This window comes from Dolichospermum sp. UHCC 0259 (genome assembly GCF_009711935.1).
Classification (GTDB): Bacteria; Cyanobacteriota; Cyanobacteriia; order Cyanobacteriales; family Nostocaceae; genus Dolichospermum.
The window spans coordinates 62,386-84,389 of the sequence record NZ_VIKX01000187.1 but is presented as its reverse complement, the minus strand read 5'-3'; the positions used below and the strand labels follow the sequence as shown (position 1 = coordinate 84,389).

The 22,004-nt window shown below is 39.7% G+C and carries 17 protein-coding genes and 1 pseudogene; 7 read left to right on the top strand and 11 right to left on the bottom strand.

The genetic code is table 11. The features are described 5' to 3' along the window. Positions 1-183 precede the first annotated feature (183 nt). Positions 184-483: a 50S ribosomal protein L25 gene (gene rplY / locus FJR05_RS14900; RefSeq protein ID WP_168644815.1), complete on the bottom strand. Its 300-nt coding sequence runs from the start codon at positions 481-483 to the stop codon at positions 184-186. Between the two features lie 119 nt (positions 484-602). Then, the gene (locus FJR05_RS14895; protein WP_168644814.1) at positions 603-1,931 is read right to left on the bottom strand and encodes an adenylosuccinate synthase; all 1,329 of its coding nucleotides are present in this window, start codon (positions 1,929-1,931) and stop codon (positions 603-605) included. Between the two features lie 96 nt (positions 1,932-2,027). Between FJR05_RS14895 and FJR05_RS27355 the strand changes: the two are divergent. Then, a pseudogene (locus tag FJR05_RS27355) lies at positions 2,028-2,828 on the top strand (MASE1 domain-containing protein). Between the two features lie 55 nt (positions 2,829-2,883). Beyond that, positions 2,884-3,864 carry a HAMP domain-containing sensor histidine kinase gene (locus FJR05_RS14880; RefSeq protein ID WP_254446950.1) on the top strand — a complete coding sequence of 327 codons (981 nt, stop codon included), beginning with the start codon at positions 2,884-2,886 and terminating at the stop codon, positions 3,862-3,864. A 127-nt stretch (positions 3,865-3,991) separates the two neighbouring features. Here FJR05_RS14880 and recG read toward each other — a convergent pair whose 3' ends face one another. The 4 genes from recG to rpsB form a co-directional block, all read right to left on the bottom strand. Then, complete coding sequence (gene recG, locus FJR05_RS14875) at positions 3,992-6,457, bottom strand: ATP-dependent DNA helicase RecG (protein WP_168644812.1); 2,466 nt, start codon at positions 6,455-6,457, stop codon at positions 3,992-3,994. Between the two features lie 92 nt (positions 6,458-6,549). Then, complete coding sequence (locus FJR05_RS14870; protein WP_168644811.1) at positions 6,550-7,416, bottom strand: hypothetical protein; 867 nt, start codon at positions 7,414-7,416, stop codon at positions 6,550-6,552. 230 nt (positions 7,417-7,646) lie between these two features. Then, positions 7,647-8,591 (bottom strand): translation elongation factor Ts, encoded by a 945-nt coding sequence (tsf, locus tag FJR05_RS14865; RefSeq protein WP_168644810.1) that lies wholly within the window; start codon positions 8,589-8,591, stop codon positions 7,647-7,649. A 323-nt stretch (positions 8,592-8,914) separates the two neighbouring features. Next, positions 8,915-9,688, bottom strand: coding sequence for a 30S ribosomal protein S2 (rpsB, locus tag FJR05_RS14860; RefSeq protein WP_168644809.1), 774 nt, complete (start codon positions 9,686-9,688; stop codon positions 8,915-8,917). A 77-nt stretch (positions 9,689-9,765) separates the two neighbouring features. On the opposite strand from rpsB, the gene FJR05_RS14855 reads away from it, so the two are divergent. Beyond that, on the top strand, positions 9,766-10,020 hold the full coding sequence (locus FJR05_RS14855) for a hypothetical protein (protein WP_168644808.1): 255 nt from the start codon (positions 9,766-9,768) through the stop codon (positions 10,018-10,020). On the opposite strand, the gene FJR05_RS14850 is transcribed toward FJR05_RS14855, so the two are convergent. Genes FJR05_RS14850 through FJR05_RS28000 form a run of 3 tightly spaced genes read right to left on the bottom strand, consistent with a single transcriptional unit; the run spans position 9,976 to position 10,717 of the window. Beyond that, positions 9,976-10,296, bottom strand: coding sequence for a DUF5615 family PIN-like protein (locus FJR05_RS14850; protein WP_168644807.1), 321 nt, complete (start codon positions 10,294-10,296; stop codon positions 9,976-9,978). The two genes, FJR05_RS14855 and FJR05_RS14850, sit on opposite strands and share 45 nt — an antisense overlap. Position 10,297: 1 nt before the next feature. Then, the gene (locus FJR05_RS14845) at positions 10,298-10,516 is read right to left on the bottom strand and encodes a DUF433 domain-containing protein (protein ID WP_168644806.1); all 219 of its coding nucleotides are present in this window, start codon (positions 10,514-10,516) and stop codon (positions 10,298-10,300) included. 27 nt (positions 10,517-10,543) lie between these two features. Next, complete coding sequence (locus FJR05_RS28000) at positions 10,544-10,717, bottom strand: type II toxin-antitoxin system PemK/MazF family toxin (protein WP_168644805.1); 174 nt, start codon at positions 10,715-10,717, stop codon at positions 10,544-10,546. 271 nt (positions 10,718-10,988) lie between these two features. Between FJR05_RS28000 and FJR05_RS14835 the strand changes: the two genes are divergently transcribed. Continuing rightward, a complete protein-coding gene (locus FJR05_RS14835; protein ID WP_168644804.1) occupies positions 10,989-12,050 on the top strand; it encodes a D-alanine--D-alanine ligase family protein in 1,062 nt (353 codons plus the stop codon). Positions 12,051-12,141: 91 nt separating this feature from the next. Next, positions 12,142-12,636, top strand: coding sequence for a hypothetical protein (locus FJR05_RS14830; RefSeq protein WP_168644803.1), 495 nt, complete (start codon positions 12,142-12,144; stop codon positions 12,634-12,636). 584 nt (positions 12,637-13,220) lie between these two features. Here FJR05_RS14830 and FJR05_RS14825 read toward each other — a convergent pair. Beyond that, the gene (locus tag FJR05_RS14825) at positions 13,221-14,210 is read right to left on the bottom strand and encodes an NB-ARC domain-containing protein (protein ID WP_168644802.1); all 990 of its coding nucleotides are present in this window, start codon (positions 14,208-14,210) and stop codon (positions 13,221-13,223) included. A 23-nt stretch (positions 14,211-14,233) separates the two neighbouring features. Further along, a complete protein-coding gene (locus tag FJR05_RS14820) occupies positions 14,234-14,494 on the bottom strand; it encodes a helix-turn-helix transcriptional regulator (protein ID WP_168644801.1) in 261 nt (86 codons plus the stop codon). Between the two features lie 624 nt (positions 14,495-15,118). Here FJR05_RS14820 and FJR05_RS27775 point away from each other — a divergent pair. After that, the gene (locus tag FJR05_RS27775; RefSeq protein WP_168644800.1) at positions 15,119-17,344 is read left to right on the top strand and encodes an FG-GAP-like repeat-containing protein; all 2,226 of its coding nucleotides are present in this window, start codon (positions 15,119-15,121) and stop codon (positions 17,342-17,344) included. Beyond that, positions 17,278-21,861, top strand: a complete 4,584-nt coding sequence (locus tag FJR05_RS27340) for a lectin-like protein (RefSeq protein ID WP_254446949.1) — start codon at positions 17,278-17,280, stop codon at positions 21,859-21,861. Before FJR05_RS27775 ends, FJR05_RS27340 begins: the two co-directional genes overlap by 67 nt. Positions 21,862-22,004: the final 143 nt, after the last annotated feature.

The following is a 22,004-nucleotide window of genomic DNA, read 5'->3' as shown; positions in this document are numbered from 1 at the left end:
ATAATTTTTCCACAAAAAAACCAGGGCTAACCCTGGTTCTCTTTGTTATTACAGCAGGTTGCGTAGTGAGGAGGTACAAAATCTAAATTGAAACCTATACACAAAGCCAGTTTTACTCCTGACTCCTGATTGGGCGCAGGCCCTGCGCCCCTACCTCCTGACTCCTGCTGTATTACCTGAATTTTAGCCTTTAGCGCCAGCAAAAAAACTTAGGTGATAAGGTGTGCCTTTGGCTGGGTGAAGTTGAAGTTCGCGGATTACGGTTGTACCAGTCCACTCTAATTCAGGAATGCTGAGTTCTATTTCGGTTTTATTGGGGGTAACTTGCTTGAGCAAGCGTTCTACAACTTTAGCGTCAAGAACGAGAGCAATTGATTCAATTCCTTTGTGACCATACAAGTTGGCGGGAATTAAGCCTGAACGGCGCAAGGCTTTAGGTTTGCTACCTTCGGGACGGGGTTTAGATTCGAGTGCGATCGCCATATAATTTGTTAAGTTGTTAATTGTTAGTTATTCGTTGTCAGTTGTCCGTTGTCCGTTGTTAGTTATATGTTAATTTGCAACTAACTACTGACCAATGACCAATGACCAATGACTACTGACTAAACAGGTATACCGTTGGGTTGCAACAGTGCGCGTTTGGGACCGTGAATCGGGTCTTCGACAATGATAGTTTGATCACGACTTGCTCCTAAGGAAACAATAGCGATCGGTACTTTCATTAATTCTGCTAAGAATTTCAGATAGTCCAGTGCTTTTTGTGGTAACTCTTCTAGGGTACGACAGTGACTTGTTGAAACTTGCCATCCTGGTACAGTTTTATAGATGGGACGACAACGCGCGAACTGACGAGCGCTGGTGGGGAAGTCTTCGCAGCGTTCACCATCAATTTCATAAGCTACACAAACATTGATTTCCTCTAATTCATCGAGAACATCTAGTTTGGTAAGTGCCATACAATCCATACCGTTAATACGGACTGCATAACGCCCGATAACCGCATCAAACCAACCACAGCGACGTTTACGCCCTGTAGTTGTGCCAAATTCTGCACCGCGATCGCCTAGCAAGTCCCCAATTCCACCATTTAGTTCTGTGGGGAATGGACCTTCTCCCACTCTTGTAGTATAGGCTTTGGATACACCAATTACCCGATCTATCATTGTCGGACCTAATCCACTACCAACGCAAGCCCCACCAGCGACTGGGTTGGAGGATGTGACATAGGGATAAGTTCCATGATCTAGGTCAAGTAATGTCCCTTGTGCGCCTTCAAACAAAATATTTCGTCGCCGTAAAACTGCATCGTAGATTTTCAACGATGTATCAACAACAAAAGGACGCAAGCGTTCTGCATAACCTAAATACTCCTCAATCACTGCTTGCGGATTCAAGGGCGGTAGATTATACAGTTTTTCTAAAATGGTATTTTTATAGTTTATCGTCCGTTCTAACTGCTCAGGCAGACCATCGGTGTCCATCAGGTCTAACATCCTGATGCCTGTACGTTCCGATTTATCCGCGTAAGTCGGACCAATGCCTCTACCTGTTGTGCCGATTTTATGATTTCCCCGAACTTCCTCAGATGCCTTGTCAATCATGCGATGATAGGGCATGGTGACATGAGCCGTCTGAGATATCAACAGATTAGCCGTGGAAATATTTAATTGTTCTAGTTGTTCGAGTTCTTTGATCAAAACCTGTGGATCTATGACTGTGCCACAGCCAATGATACACTCGGTTTTTGGATACAAAATACCAGAGGGGATTAAGTGCAGCTTAAACGTCTGACCTTGGACTACGATTGTATGCCCAGCGTTAACTCCCCCTTGATAACGTACCACCACGTCTGCGGAGCGGCTGAGTAAGTCAGTTATTTTACCTTTTCCTTCATCGCCCCACTGGGCACCTATGACAATGACGTTAGCCAAGAGATTATATTAAAGGGTAAAGTTTCCACAAATTACAATTATTAGCAGATTTCATATCTTTTGTCAAGAATTTTGTCATAAATTCAATTAGTGAGCATGAAAAGGACAAAACAAAAAATGTTTTTCGGTTTCTCTCGAATTTTAAATCGTTTTGGTATTAACTACCAAAATCCTCGCTGGTGGCTTGATGTATGGATTATTACGATAATTTATCATCTAACCTCTTGGCTGGTATTAAAAAAAATGCCTATTTCTACTTATGGTACTCCTGTGTGGCCTGCGGCTGGGTTGGTGATAGGCTTTTTGTTATTATGGGGGCGATCGCGTTGGTTTGGTGTATTTTTAGGTGCAACGTTAACTAATTATATCGGAATTAAACCACTGATTCTCGCCGTTTTTGGAGGTATGGGGACTACTTTAGGATCATTGATTTCAGTGACGCTGATTCTCAGATTAACTCGGACAAATTATTTCCTAAATCAAGTTAATCATGTGGCAATTTTCTCATTGTGTAGTTTATTTACGGGAACTGTTTTACAATCTTTGATAGGTGTAATGACAGTTTGTTTAGGTGGTTATGCACCCTGGCACAAGTATTGAGAAGTTTTCTGTGGTTGGTGGATTGGTGATACTATAGGAATTTTTGTTTTTACTCCTTTAGTTTTAACTTGGTATAGAAATATTAGGGAATTTCAAATTAAATCTTTGCTAGATCGGAAATTATTATTAATAACTTTTAGTTTAATAATCGTTAGTTATTTTACTTTTATTGAATCTCAACCTGTAGAATATTTACTTTTACCACCTTTGCTTTGGTCTGCTTTTAGTTTGGGTAGCAAAATAACTAACTACTTTATTAGTTGCAATTATGTCCATGTTAGCCGCCATTGCTACTAGTTATAAAATGGGGATTTTTTAGGAAGTATCCTTAAAGAGTCATTCTATTTTATTATTGCAATTATTTATTGGTGTGATTGCTGTAACCATCATGTCAATGTTAGCTATTGTCGCCGAAAATCATCAATCTAAACTAAACTTAAAAATAGCTAATCTAGACCTGGAAGAACGGGTGCTGTCAAGAACTAGGGATTTACAGGAAAGTGAAATTAAAGCCAAGGAGTTAGCAAACAAAGCCGAAGCTGCTAACCAAGCTAAAAGTACCTTTATTGCCAATATGAGTCATGAATTGCGATCGCCTCTCAATGCAGTTATTGGCTTTTCGCAATTGATGTTACGTGCCAATAATCTCCCTGCTGATCAATATGAAAATGCTGGAATAATTTATCGCAGTGGAGAATATCTACTCACATTAATTAATCACATTCTCGATTTATCGAAAATAGAAGCTGGTAAAGCAACCCTCAATGTCCATAATTTTGATCTTTACCGCTTACTAGACGATTTGGAAGATATGCTCTATTTACGGGCAAGTAATGAAGGCTTAAACTTAATATTTAATCGTAGTGAAAATATCCCCCGTTATATTTATACAGATGAAGTTAAGTTACGCCAAGTTCTCATTAATTTAATTACTAATGGCATCAAATTTACCCGTCAAGGCAAGATTACAGTCAGCGTGAATAGGAACAATGAGGAAATAACAGATATGTTGATTCTTTATTTTCAAGTGCATGATACAGGACTAGGTATTTCACCGACAGAATTACCACAACTATTTGATGCTTTTTCCCAAGCCCAAGCTGGAAAAGAAATGCAAGAAGGAACTGGTTTAGGTTTAGCAATTAGTCACAAGTTTGTACAATTAATGGGTGGTGATATTTCTGTTATCAGTGAATTAGGAAAAGGATCAACATTTCAATTCTTTATTGAAGCAAAATTAGGTCAAAAAACCAAAGATAATTCTGAAGAAGAACGTCCACAAGTCTTAGGACTTTTACCAGGGCAACCTACATATAAAATCTCGCGTTGCTGATTAAGAGGATGATTTTTTCCACGCAGAGGCACTCCAGTCACAGAGAGTAAGAGTTTGAAATCATTGATTTTTCAATTTCATACCCTAATTCAGCAACGTCCTATTTTTATCATTGATAACTAAGATTTTACGTCAAAATCGCGCCACCCATTAACCGCTCATACCTATACCTTAACTCATCCTGCATTAATGGCCAACGCGCCAAACTTGCATCCATATCAATCACCTTTTCCGCTGCTTGTCGCGCTAACAGCAAAATGTCCTCATCTTCCACTAAACTCGCTAAAGTAAAATCTGCTACACCAGATTGACGAGTTCCCATCACCTCCCCCGGACCGCGAAACCGCATATCCATTTCCGAGATAAAAAAACCATCTTGGGATTGTTCCAACACCTTTAACCGTTGTTGTGCATCAGGATTTCTGGTACTACTCATCAGTAAACAATAAGATTGCGCTGCACCCCGTCCCACTCGTCCCCGTAATTGGTGCAATTGTGATAAACCGAATCTTTCCGCGTGTTCAATCAGCATTACAGTGGCATTAGGTACATCTACACCCACCTCAATCACAGTGGTGGATACAATGATTTGAGTTTCATTATCGCGGAATTTATTAATTGCTTCTTCTTTTTCTGCTGAAGTCATGCGTCCATGCAATAACCCAACTTGAAAATCAGGAAACACACTTTCTTGTAACTTCTGATGTTCATCTACAGCCGAACGCAAATCTAATTTTTCCGATTCTTCTACCAAAGGTAAAACTACATAAACCTGTCTACCTTGGGCAACTTCTCGCCGGATTAAATCGTAAGCTTGAGGACGTTGTTGTCCACTTAACATCGTGGTTTTAATTTGTTGTCTTCCTGGTGGTAATTCATCAATTTGACTAACATCTAAATCCCCATGTACGGTTAATGCTAATGTCCGAGGAATGGGTGTTGCCGTCATCGTTAAAACATGAGGTTGTTCGCCTTTTTGCTGTAACTTTGCCCGTTGTTGTACCCCAAACCGATGTTGTTCATCTATGACAACTAAACCCAAACGTTGAAAATTAACTTTATCTTGAATTAAGGCGTGTGTTCCTACCAATAAAGGTAATTCACCTGTTTCTAACTGGGAATGAATTTCTCTTCTTTTAGCTACTTTTGTCGAACCTGTTAATAATTCAACTGGTAAATGGAGGAGATTAAACCAACTTACTAATTTACGATAATGTTGTTCTGCTAATACTTCAGTAGGTGCCATTAACGCCGCTTGATAACCTGATTGAATTGCTGCCAAGATAGCAACCACAGCAACGACAGTTTTCCCTGAACCAACATCCCCTTGGACTAAGCGATTCATAGCGACAGGTTTTTGTAAATCGGTGAGAATTTCATTTACAACTCTCTGTTGTGCGCCGGTCAGTTGAAAAGGGAGAATTTCGTCAAATTGTTCTAATAATTTGCCTGTGGGTGCAAGTATGGCACTGGTTTGAATTTCTCGCGCTTTTTTTTGGCGTTGCAGTAAGCCAAGTTGTAAGTAGAAAAATTCATCAAATACTAACCGACGACGGGCAATTTTTAAAGAGTCACTATCTTTAGGAAAATGAATATTCGGAATTGCTTCTTTCAATTCCATCAAAGCATATTTTTCTCGCAAACCTTTAGGTAAAGGATCTTTTAAATTCACGGCTGCTGTTAAAGCTGTCATTACAGCCTGTCTGACTGTATTCGCCATTACTCCTTCAGTTAAGGCATAAATAGGGACAACTCGCCCAATAGTTACAGAATCAATAGGATCTCCTGGATTTGCCAAAACTTCTAATTCTGGGTTATCCAAAGTTAAACCATATTTACCACCTTTGACTAATCCACAAGCTGCCAACATACTACCTACAGGATAGTTGCGTTTTAAACTTTCTTGCCAACCACGACTACTAAAACGCGCACCTGCATAAAAACGGGTAACTTTAATTTGTCCGGTATTATCTTTTAAAATTAATTCTAAAATTGATAACTTCTTATTTTTAGGACTGGTGAAAAAATTAAATCTTTTGACGGTTGCTATGATAGTTACTGTTTCCCCTCCTTCTAATTCACTAATATTCACCTGACGGGCATAATCAATATGATCACGAGGATAATAAAACAGTAAATCACGAACAGTATATAAATCTAACCGCGCTAAACTATCAGATTTTCTAATGCCAATTTCTGGTAAATCTCTAAGTTTTTTATCCAGTGTTGGTGCTAATCTTTTACTAATTTCGGCAACAAGTGGCGTGGTGGGATGTTGATTTTTAGATTCGTAATTTATTTTGGGTTCTTCTATCTCTAATTCTTGTTGAAGTTGATTTAGATATCTTCTAATTTCTGCTACTAAATGTTGTCTTTCTGGTAAGGTTAAATTTGGATAATTGGCAAATTGCATTCCTACTTGATGCCAGCGGAGTCTTTCTTTTGCTGGTAAGGCAGTTGGGAAATTACCAAAAGTCAAACACAGAAATTCACTAAAGCGATATTGCTTACCTACTAAATCTATAAAGCCTTTTTCGGCTTCAAATGCTAAGGCTTTATGTAATCTTATCCAATCGGGTGTTTCATTAGTCATTGGTCATTGGTCAGTTGTCAGTTGTTAGTTGTCAGTTGTCAAGGGAGTATGGAGTTTTAATAGATAGATATTTTCAATAACTTATACAGGTTCTAATCCTCAAACCAACTGGCACGCCAAGCGGCTTCGGCTTCAGCAATTTTAAGTTCTCGTTGCCTTTTTTGATATTCTCGTCCTAGTTTATTCAATTGCATTAAAATATGACGAATTCCTTTGCGTTCTGCCAATAGTGTCGCTTCAGCAAATTCTATTTCTCCTAGTCGTAAGTGAATAGCCATAATCTGAGTCAGACTAGAATCTTCTGAATCTTCCTCATCACTAATTTCTATCACTAAGTTTAATAGATTGGGTGGGCTAGGTATCATATTACTAGAACCTTCTGAGGAAGCAGCAGCAGCGGTGGCAGCGACTAAAATTGGTTCTGGTAGTTTTTTGGGTAAGACTCCGGTTTTTTGGATTAAAATATTAACTGCTTGTGAGACTTTTTTCAAAGTTTCTTGAATTGCTTCTTCTAAATCTTGCTGCCATTCAACTAGTTCTATGGGGTTAGAAGGATCTAAGGCTTTAGGTTGTTGTTCGGTTTCTTCATTTTCTTCGTTTTCTTCAGTTTCTTCGTTCTCTTCTTCAATTTTCTCTTTTTCTTCAGTTTCTACAACTGCTTCTGTTTGGGCAATTTCTGGAGGTTGAATATAACTAATTAATTCTTTAGCAGCTTGTTGACTGAATTTACGAATGCCTTGTTGTAATTTTTGCCGCTGATTTAGTGATAAGTTCAGAAATTCATCAGGATATCCCTGAGTACAAAGGTAATAACTAGCTAAAATCAGTTGCTTTTGTAAGGCTGATCCGAGTATGTTTATATATCTAGCATAAGCTAAATTGAGTTCGTGAGCGATCGCCCTAATCGCCTCTTTTAAGTCAGTAATATCTTTTTCTATCCGTTCAATTGCTCTCGCCATAAGTTTAAGTTTGTTAGTTGTCAGTTGGCTTCTATAGTACAAATATACGGAATTTTGAATAAATAGTCATCATTTAAATAAAATACAGGCCAGCGTGTTGTACGTGACCTGTAAATACATAGAGTTATTAGTCAAAGGTAAAAGTCTATAATCAACAGCTAACTATTAAGTGTATATTCTTAACAACTGACCACTGACTACTGACTACTGACTACTGACTAAAGACAAAATTACTTAGCGCCAATTTGGGCAGCAACTTCATCAGCAAAGCTCATTTCTTTCTTTTCAATGCCTTCACCGAGGACATAACGGACAAAGCGACTAACTTTAATTTCTTCGTCAACTTTAGATTTTACTTGCTTCACCAAATCTTCTACCGAAATACTTTGATCACGGATATAAGGTTGATCTAGTAAAGTCATTTCTTTGAGACGTTTCTCAATTCTACCTTGAACAATCTTTTCTTTGATGTTCTCTGGCTTATTACCCAAGTCGTCCTTACCCATTTCGATGTCTTTTTCTTTGGTGACAACTTCGGCAGGAATGTGATCTACACTAACGTACTCAACATTAGGACAAGCAGCAACTTGCATTGCCGCGTTCCGTGCCAAGTTTTGGAACTCTTCATTAGCAGCGGCTGTATTGGATTGAGAATTTAATTCCAATAATACACCAACACGACCACCAGTGTGAATGTAGCTGTCTGTTCTTCCTGGTGTGCCAGGGGCAAGAGAGAAATTCACAAAGCGCCGAACTTGAATATTTTCACCAAGGGTAGCAATAGTTTCTTTGATGAATTCATCAACAGTAACGCTGGAATTTTCAATATAGGGTTGAGCCAATAAAGACTCAACACTATCAGCGGTTGCAGCTTGTTGTGCCAGGCTCTTAACTAAGGCTTTGAAAGCGTCGTTACGGGCAACAAAGTCGGTTTGGCAGTTTACCTCTATGAGTACACCTACCTGACCATCAGGCTGAATGTAGGTGTCTACTAGACCTTCTGCGGCAATGCGATCGCTTTTTTTACCTGCTGAAGCAATACCTTTTTGCCGTAGCCAGGTTGTGGCCGCCTCGATATCACCTTCAGTTTCCTTCAGTGCCTTTTTGCAGTCCATCATGCCAGCACCGGTTTTTTGGCGTAGCTCTTGGACGAGTTTTGCAGATATTTCCGCCATATTGCCTCAATTCTTAACTTGACAGATACAAATATTATTCAAGATTATCAGACGATCAGGACTCATTTGAAAATCATTTACAGCAGGAGTCACCGAGTCAGGAGTCACCGAGTCAGGAGTAAAACTGGCTTGATGTCTGGCTTTGAACTTAGATCCTGTACCTCACTAATCTGCAATCGGCTGTAAGGGAGTTCCATTCAAAAAAATATTCCAATCTGTAGTATAGATGTAGGGGTAAAGCACAGTGCTAAACCCCTACTTATTTGCTACTAAAAAATTGGCTAATTTATTTTTTGGTATGCCTTAATCCCGATCATAGCTGCTTATGCTTCTTCTTCTGACTCAGTGCTATCACTTTCATCATATTCGTAGTCTTCGTCAGCGTAATCATCGTAATCTTCTTCCACTTCTAGCTGACCGTGACGGCCTTCGTAGATAGCATCGGCTAATTTACCAACAATTAGCTTAATGGATCTGATTGCGTCGTCATTGGCTGGGATAGGAATATCTACAACGTCTGGGTCACAATTTGTATCCAACATGGACACAATGGGAATCCCCAATTTCTCGCATTCTTGAACTGCGTTATATTCCCGCTTCTGGTCAACAATAACCACGATATCGGGAACTTTTCTCATGTTTTTAATGCCGCCCAAATATTTTTGTAGCTTCGTCATTTCCCGACGCAGCATGGAGGCTTCTTTCTTTGGCAATAAATCCAGTGCGCCGCTTTCTTCTCTCCGTTCTAAATCTTTGAGACGCTCGGCTCTGGTTTTAATGGTTGCCCAGTTGGTGAGCATTCCACCCAACCAGCGTTGGTTAATGTAGTGAGAACCACAACGGAGGGCTTCTTGAGCAATAATTCCGGCTGCTTGGCGCTTAGTACCAACAAACAGGAATTTTTTACCTTGCTCTGATTGGGTTCGCATATAGTGATAGGCGTTATCCATCAACTGGGCTGTTTGCACCAAGTCAATGATATGTACACCATTTCGTGAGGTGTAGATATAAGGAGCCATTTTGGGGTTCCAACGTCTGGTCTGATGACCAAAGTGAACTCCTGACTCCATCATTTGAGCCAATGAAACTACTGGCATATTTTGTTACTCCTATTCGGGTTAAACCTCCATCTGGGTGTATTTCTCAATTTTAAGAAACACCCGAATTCCCAGATGTGCGGATTTTAGACAACTGTACTAGGGTAACACAAATATATTCACTTTTCTGTAAAAGGCAAGAGTCAGGAGTCAGGAGTCAGGAGTCAGGAAGAAGAAGTCAGGAGTCAGGAGTCAGGAGTCAGGAAGAAGAAGAAGAAATTACCTATTCCCCAGTCCCCAGTCCCCAGTCCCCAGTCCCCATGACTCCATCATTTGAGCCAAAGAAACTACAGACTAACAACTACAGCTTGACCTTTTACCACTGTAGATAAAATGTCTAAAACTTTTGGAACTAAAGGCTGAAGATCCATTAATCTATTGGAAGATGCTTGTAATACAACTACAGCAATATTGAACTGAGACAAATTTTGTTGAAAAGATAAATTCCTATCCACCGTAATAAAAATATCAAACTCTTTTTCTACTAACGCTAGTAATTTACCATTTTTAGTTCCTGCCCATCCCATCTGGGGAACTGTTTTGATGTCATAACCTACAAATTCCTTAGTTAACCTGCGATCAATACATTCATCGAGAAGCAGTTTCATTCTAAGCTACCTTACTAATCATTTGCTTTCCTGCTTCCTCTAGGAATGTGATTACTTGCTCCCTAGTAACGGTGGGAAAACCATCTAAAAAATCATCTATGGAATCTCCTGCTGTTAAATAATCTAAGAGTATTTGTATAGGAACTCTTGTTCCAGTAAAAACAGCAGTACCACTCATGATTTCAGGAGACACACTTATAACTGAAGAATGATTGGACATTGTGTTTGATATTTTCAAGTTATATTCCTAATTTAACAATAAATGGAGGTAATCTGATAAAGGAACTACTTGAATCACGGGTACTCGCGCATTATAGATATTGTTGGTAACTATAATACAAGGTCTAGTTTTGCCCGTCTCCGATCCTTGACTGGGATCTAAATTGACATTGATAATTAATCCCCGGTATAGTTCGCTCATGCTGGCCAATTAGCGATCGCATCATCTGTAAGTTATTGAAGTTCTTCATCTTGTGCATATAATTCGGCGTATAGCTGTGCGGATTGTCCTAAGGTAAATTTTGCCGAAATCATAACGATTGAGATTAAGACCCTATATTAAGAACTATTTTACGCCCCTAATATCAGAACTTGCAATTTAGCATCATGATCACAATTCTCCTCCACCCTGTTCCCTGTTCCCTTTCTTTGGTGATAATGGAAATTGCGGATCTGTAGAGATATATAAAAAAATGACTAAGCTACGGGTGGGTTTGCTGTTTGGTGGACGTTCTGGAGAACATGAGGTTTCAATAATTTCGGCGCGGGCGATCGCTCATGCCCTCAGTTTAGAAGAAAATGCTCAAGAATACGAAGTTTTACCTTTCTACATTCAAAAGGATGGTGTTTGGCAAGCTGGAGTTACTGCACAACAGGTTTTAGCATCTGGTGTTCCCGATGAAATCCCCTCCACAACCCCTAATTTATGGCAATTTCCCCCAGAAACTCAAGAAGTTGATCTTTGGTTTCCCGTGCTTCACGGTCCTAATGGCGAAGATGGAACAATTCAAGGTTTACTAACTTTGATGCAAGTTCCCTTTGTGGGTTCTGGAGTCTTGGGTTCAGCAGTGGGAATGGATAAAATTGCCATGAAAATGGCCTTTGCCCAAGCGGGATTACCTCAAGTAAAATATAAGGCGGTGACGAGAGAGCAAATTTGGTCAAATGCTTGCGTATTTCCCAAACTGTGTGATGAAATTGAAGCCACATTGGGCTATCCCTGTTTTGTCAAACCTGCTAATCTAGGTTCATCGGTGGGAATTGCCAAAGTGCGATCGCGCCAAGAACTAGAAACAGCTTTGGATAATGCTGCCACCCATGATAGACGAATTATTGTCGAAGCTGGAGTTGTAGCCAGAGAAGTCGAATGTGCCGTTTTAGGTAACGACAACCCCAAAGCCTCCGTTGTTGGTGAAATTACCTTTAATAGTGATTTTTACGATTACGAAACCAAATATACCCCCGGAAAAGCCGATTTATTCATTCCTGCAAATTTACCAGATACAGTAGCACGGCAAATTCAAGACATGGCTTTACAAGCCTTTGCGGCTGTGGATGCCGCTGGTTTATCCAGAGTAGACTTTTTCTATGTAGAAGCCACCGGAGAGCTTTTTATTAACGAAATTAACACCTTTCCAGGGTTTACCTCCACAAGTATGTATCCCCAACTCTGGGCTAATACGGGTATACCCTTTGCCCAATTAGTAGATCAGTTAATTCGACTAGCGATCGCTAGACATTCTCCCATTAATTAAGAGGATTAGGGATAGGAGATAGCGGATTAGTTAAAAGGGGAAAATATTTCTTTTTCCTCTTGCCATAAATATGATTTATGTGATTAATGTAATGGACAATGAACAAGAGTTAAAAAGAAAGCTAAATCCTGGAAAAATTCTAGTAAACCTACTGAAAAATTACCCTGGAATCTGGTTTTTAAGTTTGTTACTAATTCCCATAGGAGTTGTAATTTTTGCCTATAATCAATTGATTTATACTGGATATGTGCCACAGGTAGAAAAAGCAGAAACCGCATATATCCCGATAAAATCAACCATTTCTACATTTGCCGATACTAGTAATCCCCTCCCTCTATGGTTGATCATTGCCGTCATCTTTTGCTGTTCTAGCGGTTCGTTTGTAATTTTCTACCTATTGCAAAACTCCAAAGAAAGCACAAGAAATAATCAACGCTATCGCCATAGTCACAAAATGCCCTCCCGGCAGCATTATAAATCCACTAACAGCAAAAATATGCTAATAATTTCGCCTCCAGAAAAAATCTATCCCCTTAATGCCAATACAGAATTTATCAGAGACAGACAAGATTCACAATTTCTCTAAAAACTTGGCAATACAAGACTTTCAATAAAATGCCAACTTGGCAACCAAGTTTTAATTACCTAAGTTACATTGATGCAAGATAAACAAATTCAATTCTGTGGTTATTAACGTTTATTAAATATTGATTATTGCCGACAAATCCTTAATTTATGCTCACATTTTTCAGCATAAATAACCATGTTTTATAAACACTTGATTGACCATTAATTGCATCAAAAATCATCACAATTATCAGATTTGACATTTGCTGCAAAGGGAATATTAACCGCATATCAATACTGTCGTTGTTACATCAACCCCCCTAAATAACTGGCAGTATTTATATATGTTCCCAAACGCTACAGCAGTAAATGTAGAGTGGGAGATTTTAGGCTTTTGGTATGCCTTCTCCCACTCTCTTTTTATTTACAGCAGATTCCGCTTTCATGAGGTACAAACTTAAATCATGAAACTCTTGTGGTGCGGGCATCTTGCCCGCTAGATATGTACCTCATAACACCGAGAAGTGCTGTATCTCCGGGAGCCAAGCCACTGAGCTTTACGCTTACCGGATACTTCTGTAAACTAGGGATTTTTTCGGATTTTTAGTCGCAAAAAACTTTTTTTCCTACCAGTTCCAACACAGGTTTTGGTTGAAAATGTTCCATCACATACTCCTTAATCACAGGTTGTAAGATATATTTACCTGCTTTTTGTTCAATTAAACAACGTGAATATAACCTTTCTATTCCTTGCCAAAAATGGGATTTAGAAACATGAGGTAATTTATTTGCTAGATCAGTAATTGTAATTTGCGAGTTAATTGCCAAATAGTACATGATTTGCTGTTCCAAAACTGAGAGACAATTTAACTGTTGTTCTAGCAAATTGTGAAGATGATTATTGACTAATAGGGTATTTTGTGCCAGGAATTTTTTAATATCACCATTAAATAAGTTAATGATGGTATTAACAAGTATTTTTATTTTTAAAGGATTATTACCATATAAATCGCATAATTGGTATTTTTGTTCATCTGTTCCCCGCAGTTGTTGTGATTGCAGTAGAGAAAAAGGTATTTCTGATGAACCCAGCAATCTCAAAGAACGTGCTGATGATGACCAGTTTTCCAGTAAGCTGATTTGGGCAGGTTGATGGCGACTGGTGAAAATTAGACAACTTTGATGATTGGTTTCGGCAATTATTTGGATAAACCGACTGTAATTGAGATTAAGAGTGTCTAAAGTTGTTTCCAACTCATCCAAGATAATCAAGCAACGATATGTACACAGATAATGGAGAACTCGATGGATTTTGGGTTTGCTTTCCTGGTGATTGGAGATCAAAGACAGCAAATCAGTTATCATCTCATCAAAGGATAGGACTGTAGGCACTGAACGCCAAAAAATGTAATCAAACTGATCATGAATCTCTTGTGCTAATTGGGTAGCTAAGGTTGTTTTCCCAACTCCACCCATACCAAATAATCCTAACAGGCGACAGCTATCTTGTAAAATCCATGACTTTAGCTGTGTCAGTTCTTTGTTGCGTCCGTAAAATGCCGAAATATTAACTACAGTTCCCCAGTCATGCAATTCATTTAAATTTGGTTTTTTTTTTACGTATTTGTGCGTATGCGGGGGGGGGTGGATATTACTTCAACATTGGTAATAATTTCTCGCCAATCTAGATTTAATCTGCGACATAGTTCTTCAAAGTTGGCATAACTAACAGGTTTACCAGTCAGGAAGTTGCTAATTGTCGCTAAGGACAATCCGGTATCATTAGCCAAGGCTCTTTGGTTAGGATAGCCATTGTGCGTGAGTGCTATTTTAACTTTGTCAATGTGGTCATTATGAACGCATAGTGATCTTGACATTGCTTATCTGGGATTAATGTATAACATCATCAGTATATATTGGATTGTCCAATTATATCTTACGTATATTCTCATCTTTGTGCCAGTTGAAGATGTGGCATATAGATTATATTTTTGACTACAGATTATGTATTAACAACAGTTCAGTCATAAGTCAGGTTAAGTCAGGTTAAGTCAGGTTAAGTCAGTACGGAAGTCAGTACAAGGTTGGGTAAACTGGGGAAATGCTAATTAAACTAAAAACGGCTTGATATTTCGATTTCACGGGTAGGGGTTTAGCACTGCTCATTTGTGTCAACTTAAGTTAGAAATGGCTTATCTGTTTGCTTCCACACCCGCCCAGAAATGAATTTCCGGGCTAATAGCCAAAGTAAACTAAAGTTTACTCAAAAATTTCCGGCTTATTTAGTCATCTTTAGATGACTTTTGCTATTAGACTGGGAATTCATTCCCAGGCGGGCTATGGGTTTTACGTTAAGTTGACACCAATTAGCACTGCTAAACCCCTACAAATCTAGGTTTTTCGCAATTTTACAAAAGTCCATTTTCCACCCGCACTTAGTATAGCAGCGCGTGGAAAGACCACGAAAACAACATCTACAACTTTAAAATCAGGGGTCTGTGATGAAAAACTTCAATATTTTACTAAACTCATTTCAAGTCCTTTTTCCTAATTTAGATAGTATTCTCACTCAAGCATTACAAAATACATCTGAATATCTGAGTAATTTCCGCAATGATGCAGGGTACAGCCAGAAGTTAGAAACTGCTTTTGGTAGTGATTTTAATGGGGAAGTAGCTAATCAATTATTTGATGGTTTTGCTCAAGGAAATTTTAGTGCTGTTCCTACCATTGAGATTGTCAATCGTCATGATATTAATGGTGCAAATGGGGCTTTTTCGATTACTACAGGTAAGGTATATTTAGCGGCTGAGTTTATTAACCAAAATGCTCAGAATATCAATGCTGTTGTGGCTGTATTGTTGGAGGAAATTGGACATTCTATTGATGCAGAGATTAATACAACTGATGCAGCAGGGGATGAAGGGGATATTTTTGCGCGGTTGGTGCAAGGGAAGAGTTTAAGTGAGTCTGAGTTGGCGGTTTTGAAGGCTGAGGATGATAGTGCGACTCTGACGTTGGATGGTGAGGTTGTTGAGATTGAGCAGAATTTACAAGGGAAACGTTTAAATGAAGTTGCTTTTTTAGGTACACATAATTCTCATGTTAATAGTGATGAGGGATATACTCCGGTTTTGAATTGGGCTTACACTGTTGCGAATCAAAGTTATACGATTCAGAGTCAACTTGAACAAGGTGTTAGATTTTTAGGAATTGATACATATGAAGATAATCAAGGAGTATATTTAGCTCATAATCCTGGATCTATTCCTGTTCCAGGTTTTACTGTTCCTTCAGGAGGCAGAATATCACTAAAAAGCAGATTGGAAGTTGTAGTAAATTTTCTCAATCAACGTCCTAATGAAATAGTAATTATTGATTTAGAAGATTATACTTCTCAAAGCAAACTACAAAACGAAATAGATCAAGTATCTGGACTAAAAAACTTATTATTTGATCCTGATCATGATGATCCTAATACTGCAATGTATGAGGACATAAGACAAGCTGGTGTATGGCCTCTAACATCTGAGATGATTGCACAAAATAAGCGGTTGTTAATTTTCTCAGAAAGCAATGGTAGTATTGATGGAATTGCTGATACTCGTACTTTTGTTAAAAAGAATGACTGGCGGACAACTGACTTGAAAAGTAGATGGAATGGTGGTATATACGATAACCAGCCATACCCTCAATTATATTTTTTGGAGCATACCGACGCAAGTGGTCTACCAACTGATTTTTCTACTATTTTGGCTAGAGTAGCCAGTGGATTATCTTATGGTCCAAATCAGTTACCTAATGTTATTCATGTAGATCATTTCGAGCATACGGATGCAGGATTAGTTGTTGACTGGTTGAATGCATCCAATATTATTATTCATGCTATTAGTAACATCCTACATGGTGGTTTAAGTGATGATAATCTATTTGGCACTGTAGAAAACGACAAAATTTATGGTCATGGTGGTAATGACACTATTGATGGTGGTGGTGGTAATGACATCGCAGTTTTCACTGGAGCTTCAGTTAATTATCAAATCTCTTGGTTAAATAATGGAGATTTGCGAGTTATTGACTCTCAGCCCAATAGGGATGGTACTGATATCCTCAAAAATATTGAACAAATCAATTTTGATGGAGGCGGAGTCTATAAAGTTTTCAAAGGAGATGATTTTAATAATACTTTAATGGCCGACGGTTACTGGGCATTAATGTATGGTGGTGCTGGTAATGACATCTTGTATGGCGGTTTGAGTGATGACAATATCAGTGGTGGTGCTGGTAATGACATCTTGTATGGCAATATCACTTTCGGTAATATATATACGGCTCATGGTGAGTTTAGCCCAGAAGAAGGATGGAGTAGCTTTGATCAATATCCCCGCCAGGTAGCAGATGTCAATGGTGATGGTTATGCTGATATTGTTGGCTTCGGTTCTAACGGAGTATTGGTGGCTCTGGGTAATCAAAATGGTCTCTTTGCTACTCCAAAAATAGCCAGCACAACTTTCGTCGGGGCTACTAATTGGGAAGGATTCAATCGAATGCCACGCCAACTAGCAGATGTGAATGGTGATGGTCGTGCTGATATTGTTGGTTTTGGTGGCAATGGTGTTTATGTCGCTCGTGGTAAAGAGGACGGCACATTTGATAATATATGGCTCACGGTGAGTTTAGCCCAGAGGAAGGATGGAGTAGCTTTGATCAATATCCCCGCCAGGTAGCAGATGTCAATGGTGATGATTATGCTGATATTGTTGGTTTTGGTTCTAACGGAGTATCAGTGGCTCTGGGTAATCAAAATGGTCTCTTTGGTACTCCACAAATAGCCCTTGGAGATTTTCTCCAAGGTCCAGGGGGATGGACTAGCTTTGATAAATATCCACGCCAGTTAGCAGATGTCAATGGTGATGGACGTGCCGATATTGTTGCCTTTGGTGACACAAATGTCTTTGTGGCTACTGGAAAAGCTGACGGCACTTTTGCACCTAAAATTATAGCCCTGAATAATGATTTTTCGTACGGAACGGGGTGGACTAGTTTCGATCAATATCCACGCCAGGTAGCAGATGTGAATGGTGATGGTTATGCTGATATTGTTGGTTTTAGCGCTCAAGCAGTATGGGTGGCTTTGGGCAATCAGAATGGTAGATTCGATGGGACAAAAATTCAAGCCAGCACAACTTTCGTCGGGACTACTAATTGGGAAGGATTCAATCGAATGCCACGCCATCTAGCAGATGTAAATGGTGATGGTAGTGCTGATATTGTTGGTTTTGGTGGCAATGGTGTTTATGTCGCTCGTGGCAATGAGGATGGCAATGATATCCTGAATGGTGATGATGGTAATGACATCCTCAATGGCGGTGCTGGCAATGACACCCTCAATGGCGGTGCTGATATTGATACCTTAATTGGTGGTACAGGCAACGATATCTACATTGTTGATAGTACAACTGATACGATTACAGAACTTGCCAATGAAGGCACAGATACAATTCAATCTAGTGTTACTTACAGTATTGCGGCTCTTGCTAACCTTGAAAACCTCACTCTGACAGGAACAGCAGCAATTAACGGTACAGGGAACGCAGCTAATAACGTCATTACTGGTAACACTGCTAATAACACCCTCAATGGTGGCGCTGGCAATGACACCCTCAATGGCGGTGCTGGTATTGATACCTTGATTGGTGGTACAGGCAACGATATCTACATTGTTGATAGTACAACTGATACGATTACAGAACTTGCCAATGAAGGCACAGATACAATTCAATCTAGTGTTACTTACAGTATTGCGGCTCTTGCTAACCTTGAAAACCTCACTCTGACAGGAACAGCAGCAATTAACGGTACAGGGAACGCAGCTAATAATGTCATTACTGGTAACACTGGGAATAACACCCTTAATGGTGGTGCTGGTAATGACACCCTAATCGGCGATACTGCTAACGGTACTTTTGGTACAGCATTTCAAGCCATCAGTAACTATAGCCCCGGTCAAGGATGGAGTAGCTTTAACTCATTTCCACGTCAGGTAGCAGATGTAAACGGCGATGGTTATGCTGATATTGTCGGTTTTGGAGATCGTGTCTATGTGGCTCTAGGTAATCAAAATGGTCTCTTTGCTACTCCAAAAATAGCCAGCACAACTTTCGTCGGGGCTACTAATTGGGAAGGATTCAATCGAATGCCACGCCAACTAGCAGATGTGAATGGTGATGGTCGTGCTGATATTGTTGGTTTTGGTGGCAATGGTGTTTATGTCGCTCGTGGCAAAGAGGACGGCACATTTGATACTATATATACGGCTCACGGTGAATTTAGCCCAGAGGAAGGATGGAGTAGCTTTGATCAATATCCGCGCCAGGTAGCAGATATCAATGGAGATGGTCGTGCTGATATTGTTGGGTTTGGTGGTGATGCTGTCTATGTCGCTCTTGGTCAAACTAACGGTACTTTTGGTTCTGTAAATCGAGTATTAGAGTTTTACAGTCCAAATCAAGGATGGAGTAGCTTTGATCAATATCCGCGCCAATTAGCAGATGTCAACGGTGATGGTGCTGCTGATATTGTTGGGTTTGGTGGTGATGCTGTCTATGTCGCTCTTGCTAACTCAGGGAAAGATATTCTAGCCGGGGGACTTGGACAAGATACTCTAACCGGGGGTCCTGGAGCAGATACTTTTGACTACCGTAACTTAGCTGATTCAGTCTTAGGTAGCTTTGATGTCATTACAGACTTCAATGCTAAATCTGGTAATGATTTATTCCTTGTTTCCACTGCACGCTCAGTATTTAATAATGTGGGAACTGTAGCAACACTTGATGCAGCCGGTATTGCAGCCAAGTTAACTAACACTAATTTTACAGCTAACTCTGCCGCTCAATTCACCTTTGGTAGCCGTACCTTTGTGGCTATTAACGACGCTACCGCAGGATTCAGTGCTACTACGGATGCCATCATTGAGGTGACAGGTTTAGCTGGCAGTCTGGGACTCAACAACTTTACGACTTATGATACTTCTGTATTTAACGGATCTATCTATCGCCTCAGTAAGGTTGGAACATGGGAACAAGCTCAAGCACAGGCACAGAGTTTAGGAGGAAATCTTGTCACCGTCAACAATCAAGCCGAGCAAGATTGGTTAGTCACTACCTTTGGTGGTACTGAACCCCTGTGGACTGGTTTGACAGATAAGGATATAGCTGGACAATACAAATGGGCAAGCGGTGAAACTTCTACTTACACTAATTGGTATCCAGGTGAACCATCTAATAGTGCAGGCCATGTTCAAGATTATGTGTATATTAATTATGGTCAGCCTGGTAAGTGGGATGATTTAGGTAATGAATTTCAACTCAGAGGCATTATTGAAAACAAATTTTTTGAGTATAACGGCAGCAGATATCTCTTAACTGGTCAGGGTACATGGGAACAAACTCAAGCACAGGCAAAGAGTTTAGGAGGAAATCTTGTCACCATCAACAATCAAGCCGAGCAAGATTGGTTAGTCACTACCTTTGGTGGTACTGACGGGCTGTGGACCGGTTTGACAGATGAGCTAACAGAAGGCCAATATAAATGGGCAAGCGGTGAAACTCCTACTTACACGAATTGGTATCCAGGTGAACCAAATAATGGTGGGGGTAATGAAGATTATGTGGGGATGAATTACGGTGGTGCTGGTAAATGGAATGATTTTGCCAGTACCGCTTCTTTTAAAGGCATCATTGAAATTGCGTCTCCCACCATTACCCCAATAGAATCAGCAGGTAACACCAAACTAGTCAAAGATGCAGATAACAAATACTTTGCTCAAGTAGGAACAAACACCCCAACTGCCATCAAAAACGGTGAAGTACAAATCTTCCAAAACATCTACGCAGGATGGGAAACTCTAGCCGCAGAAACCGTCAATGGTGAAAACCAAGTCCTTTGGAAAAATGTTCCTGGAAACTATCTGCATATTTGGCGTTTAGATAATAACTGGAATTGGGTTTCTTCTGAGGGACAATTTGGATTAAATTCGGCGGAAGCTTTCACTCAAGAAACTAACTTTGGCATAGATGCAAATGGTGATAGTGTTATTGGCAGTCCTGTTAGCAATTTGTACACCCCAATAGAATCGGCAGGTAACAGCAAACTAGTCAAAGATGCCACTAACAAATACTTTACCCAAATCGGCACAAATACCCCAACTGCGATTAAAAATGGTGGACAACAAATCTACCAAAACATCTACGCAGGATGGCAAACTCTAGCCGCAGAAACTGTCAATGGTGAGAACCAAGTTCTCTGGAAAAATACTGCCGGAAACTATCTGCATATCTGGCGTTTAGATAATAACTGGAATTTTGTTTCTTCTGAAGGAGCATGGGGATTAAATTCAGCGGAAGCTTTCACTCAAGAAACTAACTTTGGCATAGATGCAAATGGTGATAGTGTTATTGGCAGTCCTGTTAGCAATTTGTACACCCCAATAGAATCGGCAGGTAACAGCAAACTAGTCAAAGATGCCACTAACAAATACTTTACCCAAATCGGCACAAATACCCCAACTGCGATTAAAAATGGTGGACAACAAATCTACCAAAACATCTACGCCGGATGGCAAACTCTAGCCGCAGAAACCGTCAATGGTGAAAACCAAGTCCTTTGGAAAAATACTGCCGGAAACTATCTGCATATTTGGCGTTTAGATAATAACTGGAATTGGGTTTCTTCTGAGGGACAATTTGGATTAAATTCGGCGGAAGCTTTCACTCAAGAAACTAACTTTGGCATAGATGCAAATGGTGATGGCGTTATTGGCAATCCTGGTGGCAATCCTTACATTCTTATTGAATCGGCGGGTAATACTAAATTAGTCAAAGATGCCACTAACAAATACTTTGCTCAAGTCGGAACAAATACCCCATCTGCTATCAAAAACGGTGGACAACAAATCTTCCAAGATGTCTACGCAGGATGGCAAACTCTAGCCGCAGAAACCGTGAATGGTGAGAACCAAGTTCTCTGGAAAAATGTTCCTGGAAACTATCTGCATATTTGGCGTTTAGATAATAACTGGAATTGGGTTTCTTCTGAAGGACAATTTGCATTAGGTTCGGGGGCGGCTTTCACTCAAGAAACTAATTTCGGCATAGATGCCAATGGTGATGGTCTGATTGGTAATCCTTCTAGTCTGACTCTGACAGGTACTAGTAGTTCTATCAATCATTTTGTGATTGTTTAGATGTCATCATTGAGCAATAAAACTAAATACCTTGTCCAAATTGAAAAAAGCCTTAATTTGTAGGTTGGGTTGAGGTACGAAACCCAACAAATACGTTGGGAACAGGGAACAGGGAACAGTGAACAGGGAATAGGGAATAGGGA

Excerpts from the sequence above, each read along its gene's own strand:
- FJR05_RS14820 (WP_168644801.1), bottom strand. The coding sequence starts at position 14,494 with ATGTCAAGATCACTATGCGTTCATAATGACCACATTGACAAAGTTAAA.
- FJR05_RS14845 (WP_168644806.1), bottom strand. The coding sequence starts at position 10,516 with ATGTCCAATCATTCTTCAGTTATAAGTGTGTCTCCTGAAATCATGAGT.
- tsf (WP_168644810.1), bottom strand. The coding sequence starts at position 8,591 with ATGGCGGAAATATCTGCAAAACTCGTCCAAGAGCTACGCCAAAAAACC.
- FJR05_RS27340 (WP_254446949.1), top strand. The coding sequence starts at position 17,278 with ATGGCTCACGGTGAGTTTAGCCCAGAGGAAGGATGGAGTAGCTTTGAT.
- FJR05_RS14835 (WP_168644804.1), top strand. The coding sequence starts at position 10,989 with ATGACTAAGCTACGGGTGGGTTTGCTGTTTGGTGGACGTTCTGGAGAA.
- FJR05_RS14870 (WP_168644811.1), bottom strand. The coding sequence starts at position 7,416 with ATGGCGAGAGCAATTGAACGGATAGAAAAAGATATTACTGACTTAAAA.
- FJR05_RS27775 (WP_168644800.1), top strand. The coding sequence starts at position 15,119 with ATGAAAAACTTCAATATTTTACTAAACTCATTTCAAGTCCTTTTTCCT.
- FJR05_RS14850 (WP_168644807.1), bottom strand. The coding sequence starts at position 10,296 with ATGAAACTGCTTCTCGATGAATGTATTGATCGCAGGTTAACTAAGGAA.
- FJR05_RS28000 (WP_168644805.1), bottom strand. The coding sequence starts at position 10,717 with ATGAGCGAACTATACCGGGGATTAATTATCAATGTCAATTTAGATCCC.
- recG (WP_168644812.1), bottom strand. The coding sequence starts at position 6,457 with ATGACTAATGAAACACCCGATTGGATAAGATTACATAAAGCCTTAGCA.
- rpsB (WP_168644809.1), bottom strand. The coding sequence starts at position 9,688 with ATGCCAGTAGTTTCATTGGCTCAAATGATGGAGTCAGGAGTTCACTTT.
- FJR05_RS14830 (WP_168644803.1), top strand. The coding sequence starts at position 12,142 with ATGGACAATGAACAAGAGTTAAAAAGAAAGCTAAATCCTGGAAAAATT.
- rplY (WP_168644815.1), bottom strand. The coding sequence starts at position 483 with ATGGCGATCGCACTCGAATCTAAACCCCGTCCCGAAGGTAGCAAACCT.